Consider the following 17,829-nt stretch of genomic DNA (forward strand, 5'->3'; position numbering starts at 1 on the left):
TTCGCTCCTTAGACGGGGTTGGCGATCTCTTCTAAACCGCAAGTTTCGGGCAGGCCGAACACGATGTTGGCGCACTGCACGCCCTGGCCAGCGGCGCCCTTGCCCAGGTTGTCGATGGCGCCCGTGGCCACGATGAGGCCCGCGGGGTGCACGGCCACGCCCACCTGAGCGCGGCAGGTGCCAGCCACCGAGGCGGTGCGGGGCTGCACGCCGGCATCCATGACGGACACGAGGGGGCTTGCCGCGTAGAAGTCGCGGTAGAGGGCCACGAGCTCTTCGGTGCTGGGAGCAGCGCCCAGGGCCAGCGGCAGCGTCACCGTGGACAAGAGGCCGCGGTTCAGCGGGGCCAGGTGCGGGGTGAACACGAGGCGACCCTGCAACCCCAAGATCTGCTCGATCTCGGGGGTGTGGCGGTGGGTGCCCACGCCGTAGGCCTCCATGTTCTCGTTGGCGAAGCAGAAGTGCGTGCGCTCGGTAGCCTTCTTGCCCGCGCCGGTCACGCCGGATACCGCATCGGCCACCACGGGCGCCGCGGCGTCCACGAGCCCCGCGCGGATAGCGGGGGCGGCGGCCAGGGACGTGGCCGTGGGGTAGCAGCCGGCGCAACCCACGAGCACCGCCTCGCCGGCCGCGCGGCGCTCGGCCGCGGCGGCCAGCTCGTCGCCGGTGAGCTCGGGCAGGCCGAAGGCGGCCTGGGCCAGAAGCTCGGGCGCGGTGTGGGGCGCGTACCACTGCTCGTAGACGGCCGGATCCTTCAGGCGGAAGTCGGCCGACAGGTCGATAACGGTGACGCCGGCGGCGATGAGATCGCCGGCCACGGCCATGGCGGCCTTGTGGGGCACCGCGAGGAACGCCACGTCGCAGACGGCCAGATCGGTCTCCTCGTGGGTGGAGAACGCCAGGTCGGTCACGCCGGTGAAAGCCGGATAGGCCTTGGCGATGGGGGTGCCAGCCAGGGCATCGGAGGTGGCGGCCACCAGCTCGAACTCGGGATGCCGTGCCAGAAGGCGCACTAATTCGATGCCGGCAAACCCGGCCGCTCCCACAACTCCCGCTTTATAGGTCATAGCGACTCCATTCCTTGGGCTGCCCATGCGTTCCGCATTTTCTTGAGCGCATGCACAAAGATGAGCTTTTCAGTTGCTCTTTCATAATACTCCACCAGCAAGCCCCTGGGGAAGTTGTCGCGAAAAAGGGCAATTTCAGGCGCTCTTTCAGCGAGCAGCAGCTCACTCGACGCGTTTTTGTCCAAGGCTGTGAACTGGAAAAACACAGAGAAATACCAGCTGAATGCCCACTTTTTCATCGGGACAAAAACGCGTCGAGTGAGCTGAACGACCCCCTTCTTGCGCCTGTGAGTGCGCGCAAAGGCGCTGTTTGTGACAACTTGGAGCAGCTTGCACCCCCGTCGGCTCCGCACGGGCTCCTTCCGTTAGACTTAAAGGACATTTCTTTGGAAAGGAGCTCGCGATATGAGCAACAAAGGCAAGAAGGTCAAGGTGCACTACACCGGCACGCTGGATGACGGCACGAAGTTCGATTCGTCCGTGGACCGCGGCGAGCCCATCGAGTTCACCTGCATGGCCGGCCAGATGATTCCCGGCTTCGACGCCGCCGTGGAGGATATGGCCGTGGGCGAGAAGAAGACCGTGCACATCCCGGCCGCCGAGGCCTATGGCGAGCGCAACGATGAGATGGTGCAGAAGGTGCCGGTGGACCAGATTCCCAACGCCGACCAGCTGCCGGTGGGCCAGACCGTGTACATGATGGGCCCGGGCGGCCAGCCCTTCCCCGTGTTCGTGGAGTCCATCGAGAACGGCATCGTCACCTTCGACATGAACCACGAGCTGGCGGGCAAGGACCTGAACTTCGACATCGAGCTGGTGGAGGTGGAGGACTAGCCTCGGCGCTGTCGCACTCCCCCGTTCATGCAACGACCCCGTCGATATTCGGCGGGGTCGTTTACGTTCGGGGAAATCTCCGGCGACGAGACCCCAGGCCGGCACGCCTAGGCAAGCGCCTCTTGAGCGGGAGCGAACGTATCGGAAGCGGCAACGGGCGTTGCGGACTTCTGAGGGAAGAGGCCCTTGAAGGCGCTGGGCAGGGCGGCCCAGATGCCGACCTGGGGCACGGCGTCGGCCTCAACGAGGGAACACACAGCGTCGGAAGCGACTTTTGAGCTGATGCCCATATGCGCGAAGCGCTGCTCCAACTTGTCGCAATAGGCGGCGTCGACGGCATCAAGATTGGCAATGGCGGAAGTGGCCTGATCATTGAAGAGTTTCATGGTGGTTCTCCTTTCGACGCCGCCTAGTTTAGGGGCAGGATGAGGGTCATCGTTTAGTCGATCGGACGAACCGTCGGCCAGCTGATTGTGCAGATGCACAACGAGCGCCGGCAATGATCTGTGCAGCGGGGCACAAGCCGAGGGGTTCGCGGCGGTATCGCAGCGCGCGAGCAGCGGGGCGCAGGGATGGCGCGGGAGCGGGCGGGCGCGGGCGGGCGCCCGTTCCCTCCCCGGCGCGGCCCGAGCTCAGGCCAGGTACACCAGCTGCAGGAGAGCCGCCAGCTCGCGGTCGGTGAGATCTTGGACGGCCAGGACCTCCTTGATCTTCTTCAGGCGGTAGCGCACGGTATTGGGATGCTGGAAGAGCGCCTCGGCCGTGCGGCTCACCTCGCCGCAGGCAGCGGCAAAGGCCTGGGCGGTGACACCCAGATCGCTGTCATGCTCGGCATCGTAGTCGAACAGCAGCGAGCGCATGAGATCGGCCGAGCGGGCGTAGAGCCGGTCAGTGCGGGCAGCGGCGCGGAAGGCGTCAAAGCGCAGGGTAGTCCAGCGCACGATGCCGCCCTCGACGTGAGCGGTGCGCAGGGCGGCCATGGCCTGGCGCAGGGCCAGATCGCCCTCGCCGAGGCTCACCTCCTGGCTGATGCCGCACACGAGGGGGCCGGCCATGGCGATGCACTTCGCCAGGTCGGCATCGGAAATGGCGATGGCCTTCAGCGGCGGGCGCTTAAAGGAGACAAAGCCCAGGATCATGGCGCGGTAGCGGCACACGAACGTGCGCTCCACATCGCTCCAGCGATCCCCGTAGGCAGCGAGCACCCCTTCCACCACCTTCTGCAGGGCCCGCAGCGAGGCATCGTCCTCGGTGACCGCCTGGATGGCCAGGCACTGAATAGTGGCCCCCGTCACCCCGGCGATGGTGAAGAAGGTAGAGCGCACGGCCTGCTCATCGGAGGGAGCCAGCATGAGGTCGATGAGGTGGTTGCGCTCCCACTCGGCCGCATCGTCGTCAAGGGCATTCATGAGGTCGGCGATGACGCGCTCCATGTAGCGGCCCTCGTAGAAGAACACGGGCACGCCGCGCTCGGCGGAGGCGGCGACCACCCTCTCGGGGAGAGCCCTCAGCGCCACGGGCTTCACGGCGACGGCGGCCACATCGCGCTCGATGAGCGCCAGCAGCGCCTCCTCGGCCAGATCGGGATGCATGGCGGCGAAACCGAGCGTGGTGAAGATGAACTCGCCGCGCTCGAAAAGGTCGTAGCCGCCCGTGAAAGGCTCGTGGTCCAGGGTGCCCACGCCCACCACCTCGCGGGATGCGGCCCCCTCGCAGGGCGCCGCAAGCCAAATGCGATCGAAGGCCCTCATATTCATGACGTCGCCGACGGTGATCACGGCCGCACCCCTCTCTCGTTGCTCTTGGGAGCATCCTAGCACGGCGGGGCGGTCGCTTCCGACGGGGCGGGAAAGTTTCTGCGCCCTAGCGGCGCCCCAGCGCGATGTCGGGCCTCTCCGGGAGTGGGCGCGAACGCGCGGGGGCACACCCCCCCCTTCGCCCCCGCGAGGCGGCCGCGTCGCAACAGCGCGGAGCGAGGGGCTTAGGCCCCGTGGCGGGCGGAACGGCGGAAGGTGCGCTTGCGCAGGAAGGAGCCGGGGGGCACGGGGCCGTCCACCGCGATCCGATACAGGTTACAGGACCGGTTGGCCGCAGCGGCCGGCTCCCAGTCGGCGGCGGTGGCGCGGGCGAGGGCCTCTTCCACCGTGGAGGGGGCATCCTCGTCGTGGTTGTCGGGACCGAAGGAGGAAAGCCAGCAGAGGTCGCGCACGGCCACGGCACGCGTCGGCTCATGGGGCGCGAGGATTTCCAGCTCGTCGCGTTCCGCGAACCGGTTGCGGCAGAGGACGTACAGGTAACGGGCGCCCTCCTCTGCCGAGTGGCGCGGGCGCGGCCCTTGGCCCGCAACCGCCCCCGGCCCTTCCCCGCAGGCAGGCGCGCAGGCCACCACATCGGCCACGTGCATGGTCTCCTGCTCGTAGCCGTCATAGGCGCAGGCCTGCTCGGCCTCGTCGAAGTAGAAGCCCGTGCCGTAGGGGCGGTGGGACACGGCCGCAAGCTCAGCGGCCACGGCCTCGGACGGCTCGCCATCGAGCACACGGCGGTAGGCCCCCACCACCGTGGCCACATAGAAGGCCTTCTTGTTGCGCCCCTCGATTTTGATGGAATCCACGCCCGCATCGGCCAAAGCCCGCAGGTGGGCGAGCATGTTCAGGTCCTTCGCGTTCATGATGAAGGTGCCGCGCCCGCCCTCTTCTATGGGGAAGAACTCGCCGGGGCGCTTCTCCTCCTCCAGCAGGAATTCTGACACAGGCTGCAGATTCTCCGAAACCGGTCCCGCACCGGCATTCTCCGCCGCCAGAGCGCCCGGGCCCGCCGTGCCCAGCGAGTAGCTCCAACGGCAGGGCTGGGTACAGTGGCCCTTGTTGCCGGATCGGCCCGTGAGGTAGCTGCTGATGAGGCAGCGGCCCGACACGGCCATGCACATGGCGCCGTGGGCGAAGGCCTCGATCTCCAGCTCGAGCGGCGCATCTTGGCGCAAGCGGGCGATGTCGGCCAAGCTCATCTCGCGGGCGCACACCACGCGGCTCGCCCCCAGGCTGTGCCACACCCGGGCCGCCGCGCCGTTGGCCACCGAGGCCTGGGTGCTCACGTGGCGCTCCACCCGCGGCGCCACTTCCCCCGCGATGGCGAAGGCGCCCAAGTCCCCGATGATGAAGGCGTCCACCCCCGCCGCGTCCAAGGCGCGAAAGAACGCCGGCAGCCTGTCGATGTCGTCCGGGTGCATGAGAATGTTGCAGGTCACGTGCACCTTCACGCCATGCTCGTGGGCGAAGGCCACGGCGGCGGGAATGTCGGCCATGGCGAAGTTCGCCGCCCGGGCCCGCATGCCGAACCGATCGGCCGCCAGGTACACCGCATCGGCCCCGAAGGCCACCGCGGCCCGCAGCTGTTCCATCCCACCGGCAGGCGCCAGCAGTTCCATCGGAATGGGCGGCAACGGATATTGGGCAGACACGGGAACCTCGCTTCGTCACGGAAAAACAGAGGCTCCCATTATAGAAGATGGCCGCAAACCCCTTCGCAAAACGGGTCAACGGGATAGAATGGGCAGAGGTTGACCGGCGGGTCAAGCAAGAAAACCCCCGCGGGCGCGAGGCGGATACGGTCTCTCTCGTAGCGCAGGCTGCGCCTGCATCTCAACCAAGGCGCCCCGTCAGTACCTGTTGATTACGCGGGCACAGCCCGCACTACGGTGCATGCCCGCACCGTAAGACGCAAGAAGGAGGCGACCATGGCCCGAAACGCAATCGAAGGTGACCGGCACGGCGACTTCGACGCACTGCCGGTCGAGCGGCAGGAAACCATCATGCGGGCGTCCATCGAGGGCTTCGGCCGCCACGACTACAAAGGGGCCTCCACCGAGGAGATCGCGCGACGGGCCGGCATGTCCAAAGGGCTTCTGTTCTTCTACTTCCGCAACAAGAGCTCCCTGTACGTGCGCACCCTGGATTACCTGATGGAGCGGGCCGTGGACTGGGTGGTGGACGACGAGTTCCGCGCCATCGACGACTTCTTCGACCTGCTGGAGTACGCCGGGGCGCAGAAGCTGGCCCTCATGGGGCGGTGGCCCTGGGTCTTCGAGTTCTCGCTGCGGGCCTTCTACGCCGATCACCGGGATATTCGCGAAACGGTGGCGAAGTGGATGACCCGGCAGGTGGACATCTTGTACGACCAGTTCATGGCGAACGTGGACTTCACACGGTTCCGCGACGGGGTGGACCCGCGCGAGGTGCTGGACATGCTCATCATGATGGGCGACGGCTATTTGCACCAGCACCTCTCCAGCCGCGAGCCCATCGACGTGGCCGCTTTCCAGGCCGCCTACCACCAGTGGTGCGCCATCATGCGCCACTGGGCCTACAAGCCGGAATATCTGGATGGAAGAGGTGGGGACAGGAAGCACACTTCGTAGGGGCGAGCTCCCGCTCGCCCGTGGGCCCGGGATTGCCGATGCTTCGCGATAGCTCGGCGAGCTTCGGGGACGAGGGCGACCAGGAGGTCGCCCCTACGGATGCGGCTGCAACTCCCTATAGGCTGAAATCGCGGCGGCAGAAGCGGGCGACGCCTAGGGCGAACAGGGCCGCGGCGACCACACCGAGGACGACGGCGCCGGCGACGGCTCCCCCATCGGCCGCCGCCAGGCCGTAGGCGTCGTAGAGCGCCAGCGGCGAGAGGTCGGCGACCCACGCGAGGCCCTTCCCCACCGCGCCGGCCGTGCCCATGAGCAGGAACACCGCACACGCCCCGGCACCGCCCCACAGCGCCAGGCCCGTATGCTGGAAGCAGCAGGCCGAGGCGAAGCAGAGGGCGGCCACGAACAGGCCGAGAGCCACCAGCCCCGCATTGGCCCGGGCGAGGGCCGCGCCGTCCAACTCTCCGGGGAACAGCGCCTCGCAGGCAATCACTTCCGCGCCCCACGACAGGCCCACGACAATGGCCACCGCCGCCACTTCCACCGCCACGAAGGTGAGCGCGAGGGACAGCCGCGAGCGGGGCGCGGCGAGCAGCCATGCGAGCGACCCGTCGCGCACCGGCCCCACCACGAGGCGCTGGGCCAGGTAGGCCGCCATGAGCACGAGGGTGCCGGTGAACAAGAAGCCGTACAGGTAGTTCAGCAGGAAGTCGAGCAGCGTCGCGGAGGGGTTCGCCATGCCGAAGGCCTCGAAGAGCTCGGGCATGGCCGCCTGCATGAGCTGGATGCTCTCGCTCACCTCGGGGTCGTACAGATACGCCACCATGGCGATGTAGAACGCGAGCACGACCACGATGGCCGCCATCACGGCCGCCGCGCTGCGCAGGCTACGCTTGAACAACGTCGCGCTCATCGGACACCCCCTCTCTCCGACGAGGCTGGGGAACGCCCCAGGTCGACGGAGTCAGACGGCGCGGCGGAGCGATTCCCGGCGGCGCGCCCTTCCGCGGCATCGCCCCAGCGGCGGCGCAGCGCCTCGGCGCCGTACAGGTGCTCCAAGGTGGCATCCAGGGTGAGATCAGCCGCGCAGGCCTCGGACGTCAGGCGCCCCGAGCGCACGAACAGCGCCCGATCGCAGGTACCCTCCACCTCGCCGAGCACGTGCGACGACAGCAGGATGGTGGCGCCCCGGTGCTTCTCGGCCCGCACCAGCTCCACGAAGCGGCGCTGCATGAGCAGGTCGAGGCCGCTCGTGGGCTCGTCGAGCAGCAGCACCGCCGGCCCGTGCATGAACGCCGCCACGATGCCCACCTTCTGCCGCGTGCCCTTCGACATGGCCCGCAGCTTGGCCGACGGGTCCAGCTCGAAGTAGTCGATGAGCGCGTTGGCGCGGCAAGGCAGCGCGGTGCCCCGCATGCCCGCCACGAAGGCCAAAAAGGAGCGGCCGGTCATGTCGCCCGGCAGGGCCAGCTCGCCGGGTAGGTAGCCCACCTCGCGCTGAATGGCCGTCCGATCGGCGAAGCACGGGCGGCCGCCGAGGGTCGCCCGGCCGCCATCGGCCCGCACAAACCCCATGAGCAGCCGCATGGTGACGGACTTCCCCGCCCCGTTGGCGCCCAAAAATCCCACGACCTCGCCGCGGCCCACAGCGAACGAGAGGTCGAACACGCCGCGGCCGCCCCCGTAGTCCTTCGTGACCCGCTCCAGCTGAATAACCGGCTCCATCATGCTCCTTCCGCCGTTTTCCAAGATCAACACCTACTCTACGCCGTTGACCCGTTTTCGGAAGGGGCTCTTTCGCGATGTCCTACCCCTCGTAGGTAACGCGGGCACCTTGGGGGGTGTCCTCGATGGTGAAGCCGAGGGCGGCCAGGCCGTCGCGGACGCCGTCGGCCACGGCCCAGTTCTTCTCCTTGCGGGCGGTGGCGCGGGCCTCGAGCAGATGGGCCACGGCGATCTCGGGGTCGTCGCCGTCATAGCCGGCCAGGTCGGCGGCCAGGGCCACCACTTCCACCGGGTAGGCCGCCCGGTCCTCGGCGGCAGTCACGTCGATGCCGAGCACATCCATGAGCTCCACGATGGCATCCCGGGCGGCGCGGCCGGCCGCAGCCTCCTCGGCCGCCAGCACGGTCGCATCGGCCACAAGGGCGTTCACATCGCTCACGAAGGAGAAGATCTCGCCCAGGGCCGCCGGCGCGTTGAAGTCGTCGTCCATGGCCTCGGTGAAGTTGGCCCGCAGCACGGCCACGCGATCGGTCAGCGCCGCCGCATCCAGCACGGCCGAAAGCTCGCCCTCGACGGTTTCCGGGGCCAGGGCCGCCTCGCCCCGGGGCGTGCCGGTCTTCAGCAGCCAGCCCAGCGCCTTCACGGCGTTCTCGATGCGCGTGAGGGCCGCGTCTGCCTCGTTCACGCGCTGCTCGCCGAACACAAGCGGGCTGCGGTAGTGGCTCTGCAGCACGAGCATGCGCAGGGCCGCCGGGCGCACCTGCTCCAGCACCTCATGCAGCAGCAGGAAGTTGTTCAGCGACTTCGACATCTTCTCGGTCTCGCCGGTCTCGGCGTTGGCGATCTGCAGCATGCCAGAGTGCATCCAGTAGTTGGCAAAGGTGCTGTCGCAGGCGCACTCGGACTGGGCGCGCTCGTTCTCGTGGTGCGGAAACACCAGGTCGGCCCCGCCGCCGTGAATGTCGAAGGGCAGGCCCAGGTACTTCTCGGACATGGCCGAGCACTCGATGTGCCAACCAGGGCGACCCGCGCCCCAGGGAGAGGGCCAGGCCGGTTCGCCGGGCTTGGCCGCCTTCCACAGGGCGAAGTCCAGCTCGTCGCGCTTGCGGTCTTCCAGGCCCTGGCCGTCGGCTCGCAGCTCGCGGTGACCGCTTTCCGCCTCGTCCACGTCGCGGCCCGAGAGCTGCCCGTAGCCCGGATAGGAGCGCACATCGAAGTACACGTCGCCCTCGGCCGCATAGGCATGTCCGCGCTCGATAAGGCGCTCGATGAGCGCGATCATGGTATCGATCTCTTCAGTGGCCTTCGGGCGAATGTCGGGGTCTTGCACGCCGGCGGCCCGCATATCCTCGATGAACAGGCGCGTGTACTCCTCGGCCACTTCGGCGGCGGTGCGGTCCTCCTCGCCGGCGCGCTTGATGATCTTGTCGTCCACGTCGGTCACGTTCTGCACGAAGGTGACCTCGAAGCCGCGCCAGCTGAGGTAGCGGCGGATCATGTCGAAGGAGATGAAGGTGCGCGCATTGCCGATGTGGATGCGGTTGTACACCGTGGGGCCGCACACGTACATGGCCACCTTCCCCGGCTTTACCGGCTCGAAATCCACTTTCTGGCGCAGGCGCGTATCGTACAGCTTAATCATGAATGAGCTCCTTAAGCGAACTAGCAAGTAGGAGCATTGTAGCGCAACCCCAACACCGCCACAGGCGCAGGGCCGGAAAGGAACTACTTCTCCCCGTCGTCGAGGTAGTTGCGCAGGGCCTGCATGCGGGCGTCCAAATCGGCGGCAGCGTCGGCCAAGTCGGCCAGCTCCGCGGCCACGGCGGCGGCCTCCTCCTCGGCCAGATCCTTCTTGTAGCGCAGCTGGTGCTCCAGCGAGGCCCAGAAGTTCATGGAGATGGTGCGCAGCTGCACCTCCACCTTCACGCAGCGCTTCTCATGCTCTAGGAAGATAGGCACCTCGATGATGAGGTGCAGGCTGCGGTACCCGCTCGGCTTCGGAGCGGCCACGTAGTCGCGACGCTCGATGAGCACCACGTCATCCTGGGCCAGCAGCGATTCGGCCAGGGCGAACATGTCCTCGGGGAAGGTGCACACCACACGCACGCCAGCCACGTCGAAGATGTTCTGCTCGATGGAGTCCACCGACATAGGGAACCCCTTGCGCACGAGCTTCTTCGCCAGGCTATCGGTGCTCTTCAAGCGCGACTTGATGGACTCGATGGGATTGCGGTCGTGCTGCAGGCCGAACTCGGCGTCCAGCACGCGGAACTTCGTCTCCACCTCCATCATGGCGCATTCGTAGTAGGTCATAAGCCGCCGGTAGGGAGCAAAGTTGCGCTCCAGCATAGCGGAGAACTCGTCGCTGCCGGCAAGGCGCGCGAGCATTTGGCTCGCAAGCTCTTCGCGCTGCTCGTGCAGGGCATCGAGTGCGCTCTGCCCCTCGCGCAGACGCACCACCGCGTGATTGAAGACCCGTTCGGCCCGCTTCGCCATGGTGTTTCTCCCTTCCCCGCTTGGGGCTTACGACCCCATGAAAATCTCCCGCACCCGATGATCCAGGTGCGGGAGATTATAGCCGACCCATGCCGTCGGGCACCGAATTCTACTGGGCCTCCACGCTCGCGGCGGGGGACGCCTCGGCGGAGGTGCCGAGCGCATCGGCCTCCGCCTGAACGCTCGCGTGCCAGTTGCCCGGCTCGCCGCTCACCTGGTAGACGTAGGTGGCGCCGTCCATCTCGAAGGTGCCGGTCGCGCCGCCCTGGGCCTTGATCTGGTCGGTGATATCGATGGGCTCCGCCTGGGAGCCGTCACCGGGCACCAGGAGCACGTGGCCGTCGTCGGATTCCAGCACCATGCCCTCGGCCGCGCCGTCAGCCGCATCGGTGCCCTCAGCGGTGTAGTCCTTGATCGTGTAGGCCATGTTCGAGAAATCGCCGTCTTCGGCGCTCATGGTCATGGCGATGTCGCCCCCTTCGCCAACGGCGTCCTCCACCGTGTACTCGACGGTGCCCATGGTGACATCGCCCTCCTGGCGCATCTGCACGTCCATTTCCACCGGCTCGCCGTTCACCCACACGGTGGCCTTCTCCACCCAGGTCTCGCCCGTGGCGGCATAGCACACGCCATTCGTCACCACGAACACACCGAGCAGACCGGCACAGGTCGCCGTGGCCAATCGCAGCGCTACACCGCGCTTCTTCGTCTTCTCCATAGGAATGCCCTTTACCTTTCCGATGAGGTCAGCAGAGGCATGGACCTCGCCCATCATGGCTTTGTACCGGTTGGCATTGTTCATCGTCCCATGCCTCCTTCAACGTTTGCTTGAGTAGTTTCCGCGCACGGACAAGACGGGTGCGCACCGTGGGCTCCTTAATGCCGAGCACCACGGCTATCTCGCGGGTGCCCATATCCTCGAAGTAAAACAGGTGCACCACGATGCGGCACTTCTCGGGAAGCTCGCCGAGAGCTGCATAGAGCCGCTCGTGGGCAGACTCCGAGAACGCCGGCTCCTCATAGGGCGGCGTATCGGCGTCGCTCACCTCGCGCAACTCCACGCGACGGTGCCACAGCGTGCGCCAGAGATTGCGGCATTCGTTCACCGTCACGCGGATGAGCCACGCCCGCAAGCGTTCGTCGGTTGCCGCGTTAGGGGCGGCGGAACGGCTGCTGCGCAGAGACCGGCCGCCATCGGCTTGCTCGGCGGCCGAAGCACGTCCGAGCCACACCGGCGGCTTCTCGTACAGCTTCAGGAACACCGCCTGCACGACGTCGTCGGCATCGGTACCCCGCCGCGTCTGGTTGAGCGCGATGCGGTACACCATGTCGGCGTAAGCATCCACAATGGCTCTGAACTGGCGGTTGTCCACGTCACTTCCCTCTTGTCCGTCTGCAGGAGCGCCACCCTTCCCGTGCTAGCGATCGGGAAGGAGGCGACCTGCGCGAAAGGCCCTTCAAGGGTAATACGCATAAGGCGGCGGAAATGTGCGGTTGTGGGAAAATTTTTCCGAGATGCGCGTCAAATGGCCCGCGCCGAGGACCTAGAGCTCGAATTCCTCGAGCAGGGCATCACGGTAGGCGCTATCGTCGGCAGCGCGAAGAAGATCGTCGAGCCGACCAGCAGCAGACAGGCGCTGCGCCAGAGCGAGCCAGCGCGAACCCCCTACCCTGCCCGGTACACCAGGCAGGTGGCGTAGGCGGTAATGCCCTCCTCACGGCCCTCGGGACCCAAATGCTCAGTGGTGGTGGCCTTCACGCCCACGTTCTCCACGGGAAGGCCCATGGCGGCGGCCAGGTTCTCGCGCATGGCCTCGCGGTAGGGGGAGAGCTTGGGCGCTTGGGCGGCGATGACGCTGTCCACGTCGATGATTTCGAAGCCCCGCTCGCGTACGAAGCGGGCCACCTCGGCCAAAAGCTTCAGCGAATCGGCGTCCTTGTAGGCCGGGTCGGTGTCGGGGAAGAGCTTGCCGATGTCGCCCCCGCGCACCGCCCCCAACAGCGCATCGGAAATGGCATGGGCCAGCACATCGGCATCGGAGTGCCCGTCAAGACCCTGGTAATGGGGAATATCCACCCCGCCCAAGATGAGCTTGCGCCCCTCGGCAAAGGCATGCACGTCCATCCCCAGCCCCGTGCGCAGATTGCGAATGTCCATTTTTGCAGTCCCTTACCGATGCTCGGAGTTCAAAAGCATGGTGCGCACGGCGCTGGCCAAAAGCACGTAGTCCTCGGGTACCGTGAGCTTGATGTTGTCGCGCTTGCCCTCCACCACGAGCACCCGGCCGCCCAAGCGCTCGATGAGCGATGAGTCGTCGGTGCCCACGAAGCCGTCGGAAAGCGCGCTCGCGTGAGCGCGACGGTAGATGCCCGCGCGGAACACCTGGGGCGTCTGGGCGTTCCAGAACACGCTGCGGTCGGGCGTGCCCATGATGACGCCGTCCTCCACCACCTTCAGGGTGTCCACGGCCGGATGGGCCACCACGGCGCCGTCGGCATCGAAGTTGCCCTTCACCGTGTTGATAGTGTGCTCGATGAGCTCCGGCGACACGAGCGGGCGGGCGCCATCGTGCAGCACCACGTACTCGTATTCCTCCCCCACCATTTCCAAGCCCGAGAAGGCCGACTCCTGGCGGATGGAGCCCGCCGGCGCCAGCACCACCGGCGTCACGAAGGGGAACGGGTCGATGGCCCGGGCCAGGTACTCGCGCATGCGCTCCTCGGGGCACACAATAACAATGAGGCCCACATCGCCCACGGCGTCGAAGGCCTCGGCCGACCAGGTGAGAATGGGCTTGCCGGCAATTTCCACCAGCTGCTTGCCGCCCTCCTTGCCGAAGCGCTCGCCGGTGCCGCCGGCCAAGATGATGGCCGCGGTCTTGGGATTCTTGTCCACCTTGCCCTGCAACTGCAGAAGCGGGCAGGTGAGTGCATCGAAATCGAAGTCATCGCCCACGAGCGCGGGCTCGCGCAGCACAGACGCCTCGAAGACGGGATCGACGATGTTTGCCATGGGCATCCCCTTACGGGTAAAGCGGGTATCGGTTCTTCTCCATAGTATAGTGCAAAAGCGAGGGGTCAGCCGAAGAAGGCCGTGGCGATGCGAGCCGACTCGGCGGCGTCCTTGGCGTAGAAGTCGGCGCCGATGGAGGCCGCGAACTCCGCGGTGACCACCGCGCCGCCCACCATAAGCCGCACCTCAGGGCACGCCTCGTGCACGAGCGCGATAGTGCGCTCCATGGCGCCGACGGTGGTGGTCATGAGCGCCGAGAGGCCCACAAGGCGCGCACCCGTTTCCCGCACGGCGGCAAGCACTGCCTCGGGCGCCACGTCGCGGCCGAGGTCGATGACGGAAAAGCCGTAGTTCTCCAGCAGCATCTTCACGATGTTCTTGCCGATGTCGTGGATGTCGCCCTCCACGGTGGCCACGATGATGGCGCGATCGGCATCGGGTGCGGCGCTGCCAGTCGCAGCGGAACAGCCGGACATTGCCGGGACGCACGCGCCCTCTTCTACGACCCCATCGGTCGTCTGGGCGCGGATGACGTCGAAGCCGGCCTTCACCGCCTCGGCGGCGGCCATGAGCTGGGGCAGGAAGAAGGCCCCCACATCGTAGCGGCGCCCCACCTCGTCGAGCACGGGCACGAACACATCGTTGATGATGGCGATGCCGTCGTGGCGCCCAAGCAGGTCGGCGGTGGCGGCGGCCATGGGCGCGTCGCGGCCCTGCAGCACGTAGGACACCATGGCCCGCACGGCCTCGGCATCTTCCGCGAAGGCATCGGTGACGGGCACGGGGCACTCCTCGGCAGCCGCAGCAGAACCAGTCGGGCCAGGCGCGAGGGCGCCCTCCGAGGCAGCCGCCGCGGGGCCGTCGTAGGGGTCGGCCGCGTGCGCGTAGTCTTCCAGAAAACGCACCGCGCCCCCGTCCTGGCCGTTCAGCACGCGGAAGGCGTTCACGGTGTCGCCATAGCGCGCCGACAGCGGATTCAGAATGGGCATGTCGAGCCCGGCCCCGAAAGCCGCGGCCAGGAACACGGAGTTCACGAGCGGGCGTGCGGGCAGCCCGAAGCTCACGTTGGACACACCGAGCACCGTGCGCATGCCGAGCTCCTGCTTGCAAAGCGTCACGGCCCGCAGGATCTCGCGCACCTCGTCCTGGTTGGTGGCGGCGGCCATGACCAAGCAGTCGATGGCCACGTCCTCCCGCGGGATGCCGTGTTCCTCGGCAGCGGCCACGATGCGCCGCGCGATGGCGAGGCGTCCCTCGGCCGTGGGCGGAATGCCGTCCTCGTCCAGAGTAAGGCCCACCACCGTGCAGCCGTAGCGGGCCACCACGGGCAGCACCGCCGCCAAGTTCGCCGCCTTCCCGTTCACAGAGTTCACCATGGCCCGGCCCGCATAGCCGCGCGCCGCCGCGTCGATGGCCGCCGGGTCGGCCGAATCCAGCTGCAAGGGAGCCGGACAGGTAGCCTGCAGCGTGCGCACCGCGCGGGCGAGCACCGCCGGCTCGTCGATGCCGGGCACGCCCACGTTCACATCCAGAATGTCCGCCCCGGCCCGCACCTGGGCCACGGCCTCGCCCACCAGGTAGTCGAAGTCGCCCGTCTGAATGGCCGCGCGCAGCTTCTTCTTCCCCGTGGGGTTGATACGCTCGCCGATGACCGCCACCTGAGCAGCGCCCGCGGGCAGACTCGTCATCTCCTGAGCGCTCGTCACCGTGAAAGCGGGCCGATAGGTGGGTGCGCCGGGGCGCCGATCGCGCAGCAACCGCGCCAGGGCGGCGATATGGGCCGGCGTGGTGCCACAGCAGCCGCCCACCACGGTCGCGCCCGCATCCAGAATGGGCGCCATAGCCCGCGCGAAGTCCTCAGACCCCACGTCGAACACCGTGCTCCCATCCTCTACCCGCGGCAACCCCGCGTTGGGCTGGGCCATGAGCAGGCCCCGGGCGAAAGGCGCCGCCTCGGCCGCCAGGGGTGCCAACTCGTCGGGGCCGAGCGAGCAGTTGAGGCCCACCGCCGCCGCGCCCAGCGCCGACAGCGTGGATGCGGCGATAGCCGGCGTAGTGCCGAGGAAGGTGCGGCCGTCCTCCCCGAAGCTCATGGTGGCGAACACGGGCAGCGCGGTCTGCTCCACGGCGGCGAGCACGGCCGCCTTCGCCTCCAGCAGATCGGTCATGGTCTCCACCACGATGAGATCGCAGCCGGCCGCCTCGGCCGCTCGGGCCTGCTCAGCGAAGATGTCGTAGGCGTCGTCGAAGGAAAGGCTGCCCAAAGGCGCGAGCAAGCTGCCCGTGGGACCGATGTCCCCGGCAACCAGCGGCGCGCCGGCGGCCCGGGCCACCTCGACCGCCGCCGCGTACACCTCGGCCACCGTCGCCCCCGTTCCCGCCAACTTCAGGCGGTTCGAGCCGAACGTGTTGGTGGTGATGCACTGGGCACCCGCTTCCACGTACTGGCGCTGGATGGCCGCGATCTCGTCGGGGTGCGTCAGGTTCAGCACATCGGGGTTCTCGTGCACCTTCGCCAACCCCGCCTGCTGCACGAGAGTGCCCATGCCGCCGTCGAAGAGCAGGAAGTCCTCGCGAGCGAGCGCCCGCCGCAGCAGGTCGCTTTCCACCCGCACCTCGCGCGTGAGTCCCATAGCTTTCTCCCTTTCACTCGCCCCGCCGTGCGGGGTCGCGGAATCCGACAATGGCCGTGATGCTCTTGGAGGGCACGAGCATGTTCGCCGCCGTGAGCGTCATGCCCAGGGCACGACCCCCATCGAGCGCCTCCAGGAACGGCCCCTGCACGCTCAGGGGCAAGTCGCCGTATCCGGGGCTGAAGCGCCAGGTGGGCGCGCAGCCGCGCTGGGCAGCCGCCTCGTCCACGAACTCGTTGAGCACCCCAGCCGCCTGCTCCACGAGCGAGGAAGCGCAGGCGTCGGCGAGCATGCCGCCCGTGGCGCTCACGGCGGCCTCGCGCCGCAGCACCATCTCGCTTGACGGCCCCAGCGTAACGGCCATGAGGGCCGCGTACGCGCAGTCCCGCAGGTGCCGGGCGATGGATTCGCCGGGCAGCACCAGGTTCGTGCCCGCAACAACAACGCCGCCGGCACCTGGCCTGACGGGAAACGCCCGGAAGATGCCCCGGGGTGCAAGCTCCCGCTCGCAGAGCGCGGCGGCCTCCTCCAACCGCGCCGCCAGCCTATCGTCTACCGACTGGCCGCGATGACCGAGGAAGGCCCACGCCTCGCGGCGCTTCACCGATGCCGCAAGCGCGCAGGGACGTCCCTCGCCCACGACGGGTGCGGGGGCTCTCCTCGCTGCGGCCCCCTCGCGCCCCGTGTCGCCCATATTCGCCACGACCGCCCGGCTCCTAGGCGCGAAAGCCCGCATCGGCCAAAGCCGTGGCGGCGGCCTGGGCGATGTCGGGATGGTTCATGGAGTACACGTGCACGCCGTCCACCTGGTTGCGAGCCAGGTCGACGAGCTGGCGACAGGCGTATTCCACGCCGGCCGCGCGCAGAGCGGCCAGGTCGTCCTCGTGCTTCGCCAGCAGCTTCACGATGGGCGAGGGCAGCGAACTGCCGCAGAGGAACACCATGCGCTGGATCTGCGACTTCCCCAGAAACGGCATGACGCCGCAGGTGACGGGCCGCGTGACACCGGCCGCCAGGGCACGTTCGCGGAAGCGGTAGAAGTCGGCGTTGTCGAAGAACAGCTGGGTGACGAAGAAATCGGCCCCGGCGTCCTGCTTTTCCCTCAGATGGCGCAGATCCTCGTCCAGATCGAGGCAGGCCAGATGCCCTTCGGGGTAAGCGGCCGCGCCCACGCAGAATCCGGCGTCCTTCAAAAGCGGGATGAGGTCGGCCCCGTGGCGGAAATCGCCCGGCTGGGCATTGCCCACCAAATCGCCCCGCAGCGCGAGCACCGTGGTAATGCCCGCGGCCTTCAGCTCGGCAATGGCGGCCTGAACCGTCTCGCGCGTGGAATTCACGCAGGTCAAATGCGCCACAGCGGGAATGTGCGCCTCGCTTTGGATGAGCGAGGCCACCTCGATGGTCTGGCCGCCGTTGCCCGAGCCGCCGGCCGAGCAGGTGACCGAGATGAAATCGGGCCGCGCGAGCGCCATGCCGCCCACCACCTTGCGGGCCGCATCCAAGGTCAGCGAGCCCTTCGGCGGGAACATCTCCACCGAAAAGGGAATCGAGCGCGGGGCGAACAGCGAGGCAACGGGCTCCATGGGGCTTCTCCTTCATCTCCTTAATGCGACTCCCTATTATACGGCGGCCCTTCTTCCCCGCTCG

17 protein-coding genes are annotated in these 17,829 nt (G+C 67.6%); 2 read left to right on the forward strand and 15 right to left on the reverse strand.

Translation table 11 applies throughout. The annotated features are described in order from the left end of the window. Positions 1–8 precede the first annotated feature (8 nt). Positions 9–1,067: an N-acetyl-gamma-glutamyl-phosphate reductase gene (gene argC, locus AAK988_RS10325; protein WP_369873795.1), complete on the reverse strand. Its 1,059-nt coding sequence runs from the start codon at positions 1,065–1,067 to the stop codon at positions 9–11. A 405-nt stretch (positions 1,068–1,472) separates the two neighbouring features. Here argC and AAK988_RS10330 point away from each other — a divergent pair, with 405 nt between their 5' ends. Then, entirely contained in the window at positions 1,473–1,901 is a 429-nt protein-coding gene (locus tag AAK988_RS10330) for an FKBP-type peptidyl-prolyl cis-trans isomerase (RefSeq protein ID WP_135971103.1), read from the forward strand. A 107-nt stretch (positions 1,902–2,008) separates the two neighbouring features. Here the strand turns inward: AAK988_RS10330 and AAK988_RS10335 are convergent, their stop codons facing one another. The 3 genes from AAK988_RS10335 to AAK988_RS10345 all read right to left on the reverse strand — a co-directional run bounded on the left by AAK988_RS10335 (position 2,009) and on the right by AAK988_RS10345 (position 5,358). Further along, positions 2,009–2,287: a hypothetical protein gene (locus AAK988_RS10335; RefSeq protein ID WP_369873794.1), complete on the reverse strand. Its 279-nt coding sequence runs from the start codon at positions 2,285–2,287 to the stop codon at positions 2,009–2,011. Between the two features lie 246 nt (positions 2,288–2,533). After that, positions 2,534–3,679, reverse strand: coding sequence for a helix-turn-helix domain-containing protein (locus tag AAK988_RS10340; protein WP_369873793.1), 1,146 nt, complete (start codon positions 3,677–3,679; stop codon positions 2,534–2,536). A gap of 203 nt (positions 3,680–3,882) precedes the next feature. Beyond that, positions 3,883–5,358, reverse strand: a complete 1,476-nt coding sequence (locus AAK988_RS10345; RefSeq protein WP_369880722.1) for a U32 family peptidase — start codon at positions 5,356–5,358, stop codon at positions 3,883–3,885. A gap of 276 nt (positions 5,359–5,634) precedes the next feature. On the opposite strand from AAK988_RS10345, the gene AAK988_RS10350 reads away from it, so the two are divergent. Continuing rightward, the gene (locus tag AAK988_RS10350; protein WP_016310436.1) at positions 5,635–6,315 is read left to right on the forward strand and encodes a TetR/AcrR family transcriptional regulator; all 681 of its coding nucleotides are present in this window, start codon (positions 5,635–5,637) and stop codon (positions 6,313–6,315) included. Positions 6,316–6,430: 115 nt separating this feature from the next. On the opposite strand, the gene AAK988_RS10355 is transcribed toward AAK988_RS10350, so the two are convergent. The 11 genes from AAK988_RS10355 to AAK988_RS10405 form a co-directional block, all read right to left on the reverse strand. Next, positions 6,431–7,228: a hypothetical protein gene (locus AAK988_RS10355; RefSeq protein WP_136434688.1), complete on the reverse strand. Its 798-nt coding sequence runs from the start codon at positions 7,226–7,228 to the stop codon at positions 6,431–6,433. Further along, positions 7,225–8,040, reverse strand: a complete 816-nt coding sequence (locus AAK988_RS10360; protein ID WP_369880723.1) for an ABC transporter ATP-binding protein — start codon at positions 8,038–8,040, stop codon at positions 7,225–7,227. Before AAK988_RS10360 ends, AAK988_RS10355 begins: the two co-directional genes overlap by 4 nt. 82 nt (positions 8,041–8,122) lie before the next feature. Then, positions 8,123–9,682, reverse strand: a complete 1,560-nt coding sequence (gene cysS / locus AAK988_RS10365) for a cysteine--tRNA ligase (protein ID WP_369880724.1) — start codon at positions 9,680–9,682, stop codon at positions 8,123–8,125. 83 nt (positions 9,683–9,765) lie between these two features. Continuing rightward, complete coding sequence (locus AAK988_RS10370) at positions 9,766–10,536, reverse strand: GTP pyrophosphokinase (protein WP_369873788.1); 771 nt, start codon at positions 10,534–10,536, stop codon at positions 9,766–9,768. A gap of 109 nt (positions 10,537–10,645) precedes the next feature. Then, positions 10,646–11,338, reverse strand: a complete 693-nt coding sequence (locus tag AAK988_RS10375) for a hypothetical protein (RefSeq protein WP_369880725.1) — start codon at positions 11,336–11,338, stop codon at positions 10,646–10,648. After that, the gene (locus AAK988_RS10380; RefSeq protein ID WP_369873787.1) at positions 11,283–11,909 is read right to left on the reverse strand and encodes an RNA polymerase sigma factor; all 627 of its coding nucleotides are present in this window, start codon (positions 11,907–11,909) and stop codon (positions 11,283–11,285) included. The genes AAK988_RS10375 and AAK988_RS10380 overlap by 56 nt, the downstream gene beginning before the upstream one ends. 293 nt (positions 11,910–12,202) lie before the next feature. Continuing rightward, positions 12,203–12,694 carry a 2-C-methyl-D-erythritol 2,4-cyclodiphosphate synthase gene (gene ispF, locus AAK988_RS10385; protein ID WP_160324870.1) on the reverse strand — a complete coding sequence of 164 codons (492 nt, stop codon included), beginning with the start codon at positions 12,692–12,694 and terminating at the stop codon, positions 12,203–12,205. A gap of 12 nt (positions 12,695–12,706) precedes the next feature. Next, the gene (gene ispD / locus AAK988_RS10390; protein ID WP_016310427.1) at positions 12,707–13,549 is read right to left on the reverse strand and encodes a 2-C-methyl-D-erythritol 4-phosphate cytidylyltransferase; all 843 of its coding nucleotides are present in this window, start codon (positions 13,547–13,549) and stop codon (positions 12,707–12,709) included. Positions 13,550–13,614: 65 nt separating this feature from the next. Continuing rightward, complete coding sequence (locus AAK988_RS10395) at positions 13,615–16,182, reverse strand: homocysteine S-methyltransferase family protein (RefSeq protein WP_369880726.1); 2,568 nt, start codon at positions 16,180–16,182, stop codon at positions 13,615–13,617. 13 nt (positions 16,183–16,195) lie between these two features. Continuing rightward, positions 16,196–16,885 carry a vitamin B12 dependent methionine synthase gene (locus tag AAK988_RS10400; RefSeq protein WP_369880727.1) on the reverse strand — a complete coding sequence of 230 codons (690 nt, stop codon included), beginning with the start codon at positions 16,883–16,885 and terminating at the stop codon, positions 16,196–16,198. A gap of 13 nt (positions 16,886–16,898) precedes the next feature. Continuing rightward, complete coding sequence (locus AAK988_RS10405; RefSeq protein ID WP_369873784.1) at positions 16,899–17,765, reverse strand: methylenetetrahydrofolate reductase; 867 nt, start codon at positions 17,763–17,765, stop codon at positions 16,899–16,901. Between the last annotated feature and the right edge of the window lie 64 nt (positions 17,766–17,829).

The sequence above is a fragment of the Adlercreutzia muris genome, from assembly GCF_041223505.1.
GTDB lineage: Bacteria > Actinomycetota > Coriobacteriia > Coriobacteriales > Eggerthellaceae > Adlercreutzia > Adlercreutzia muris.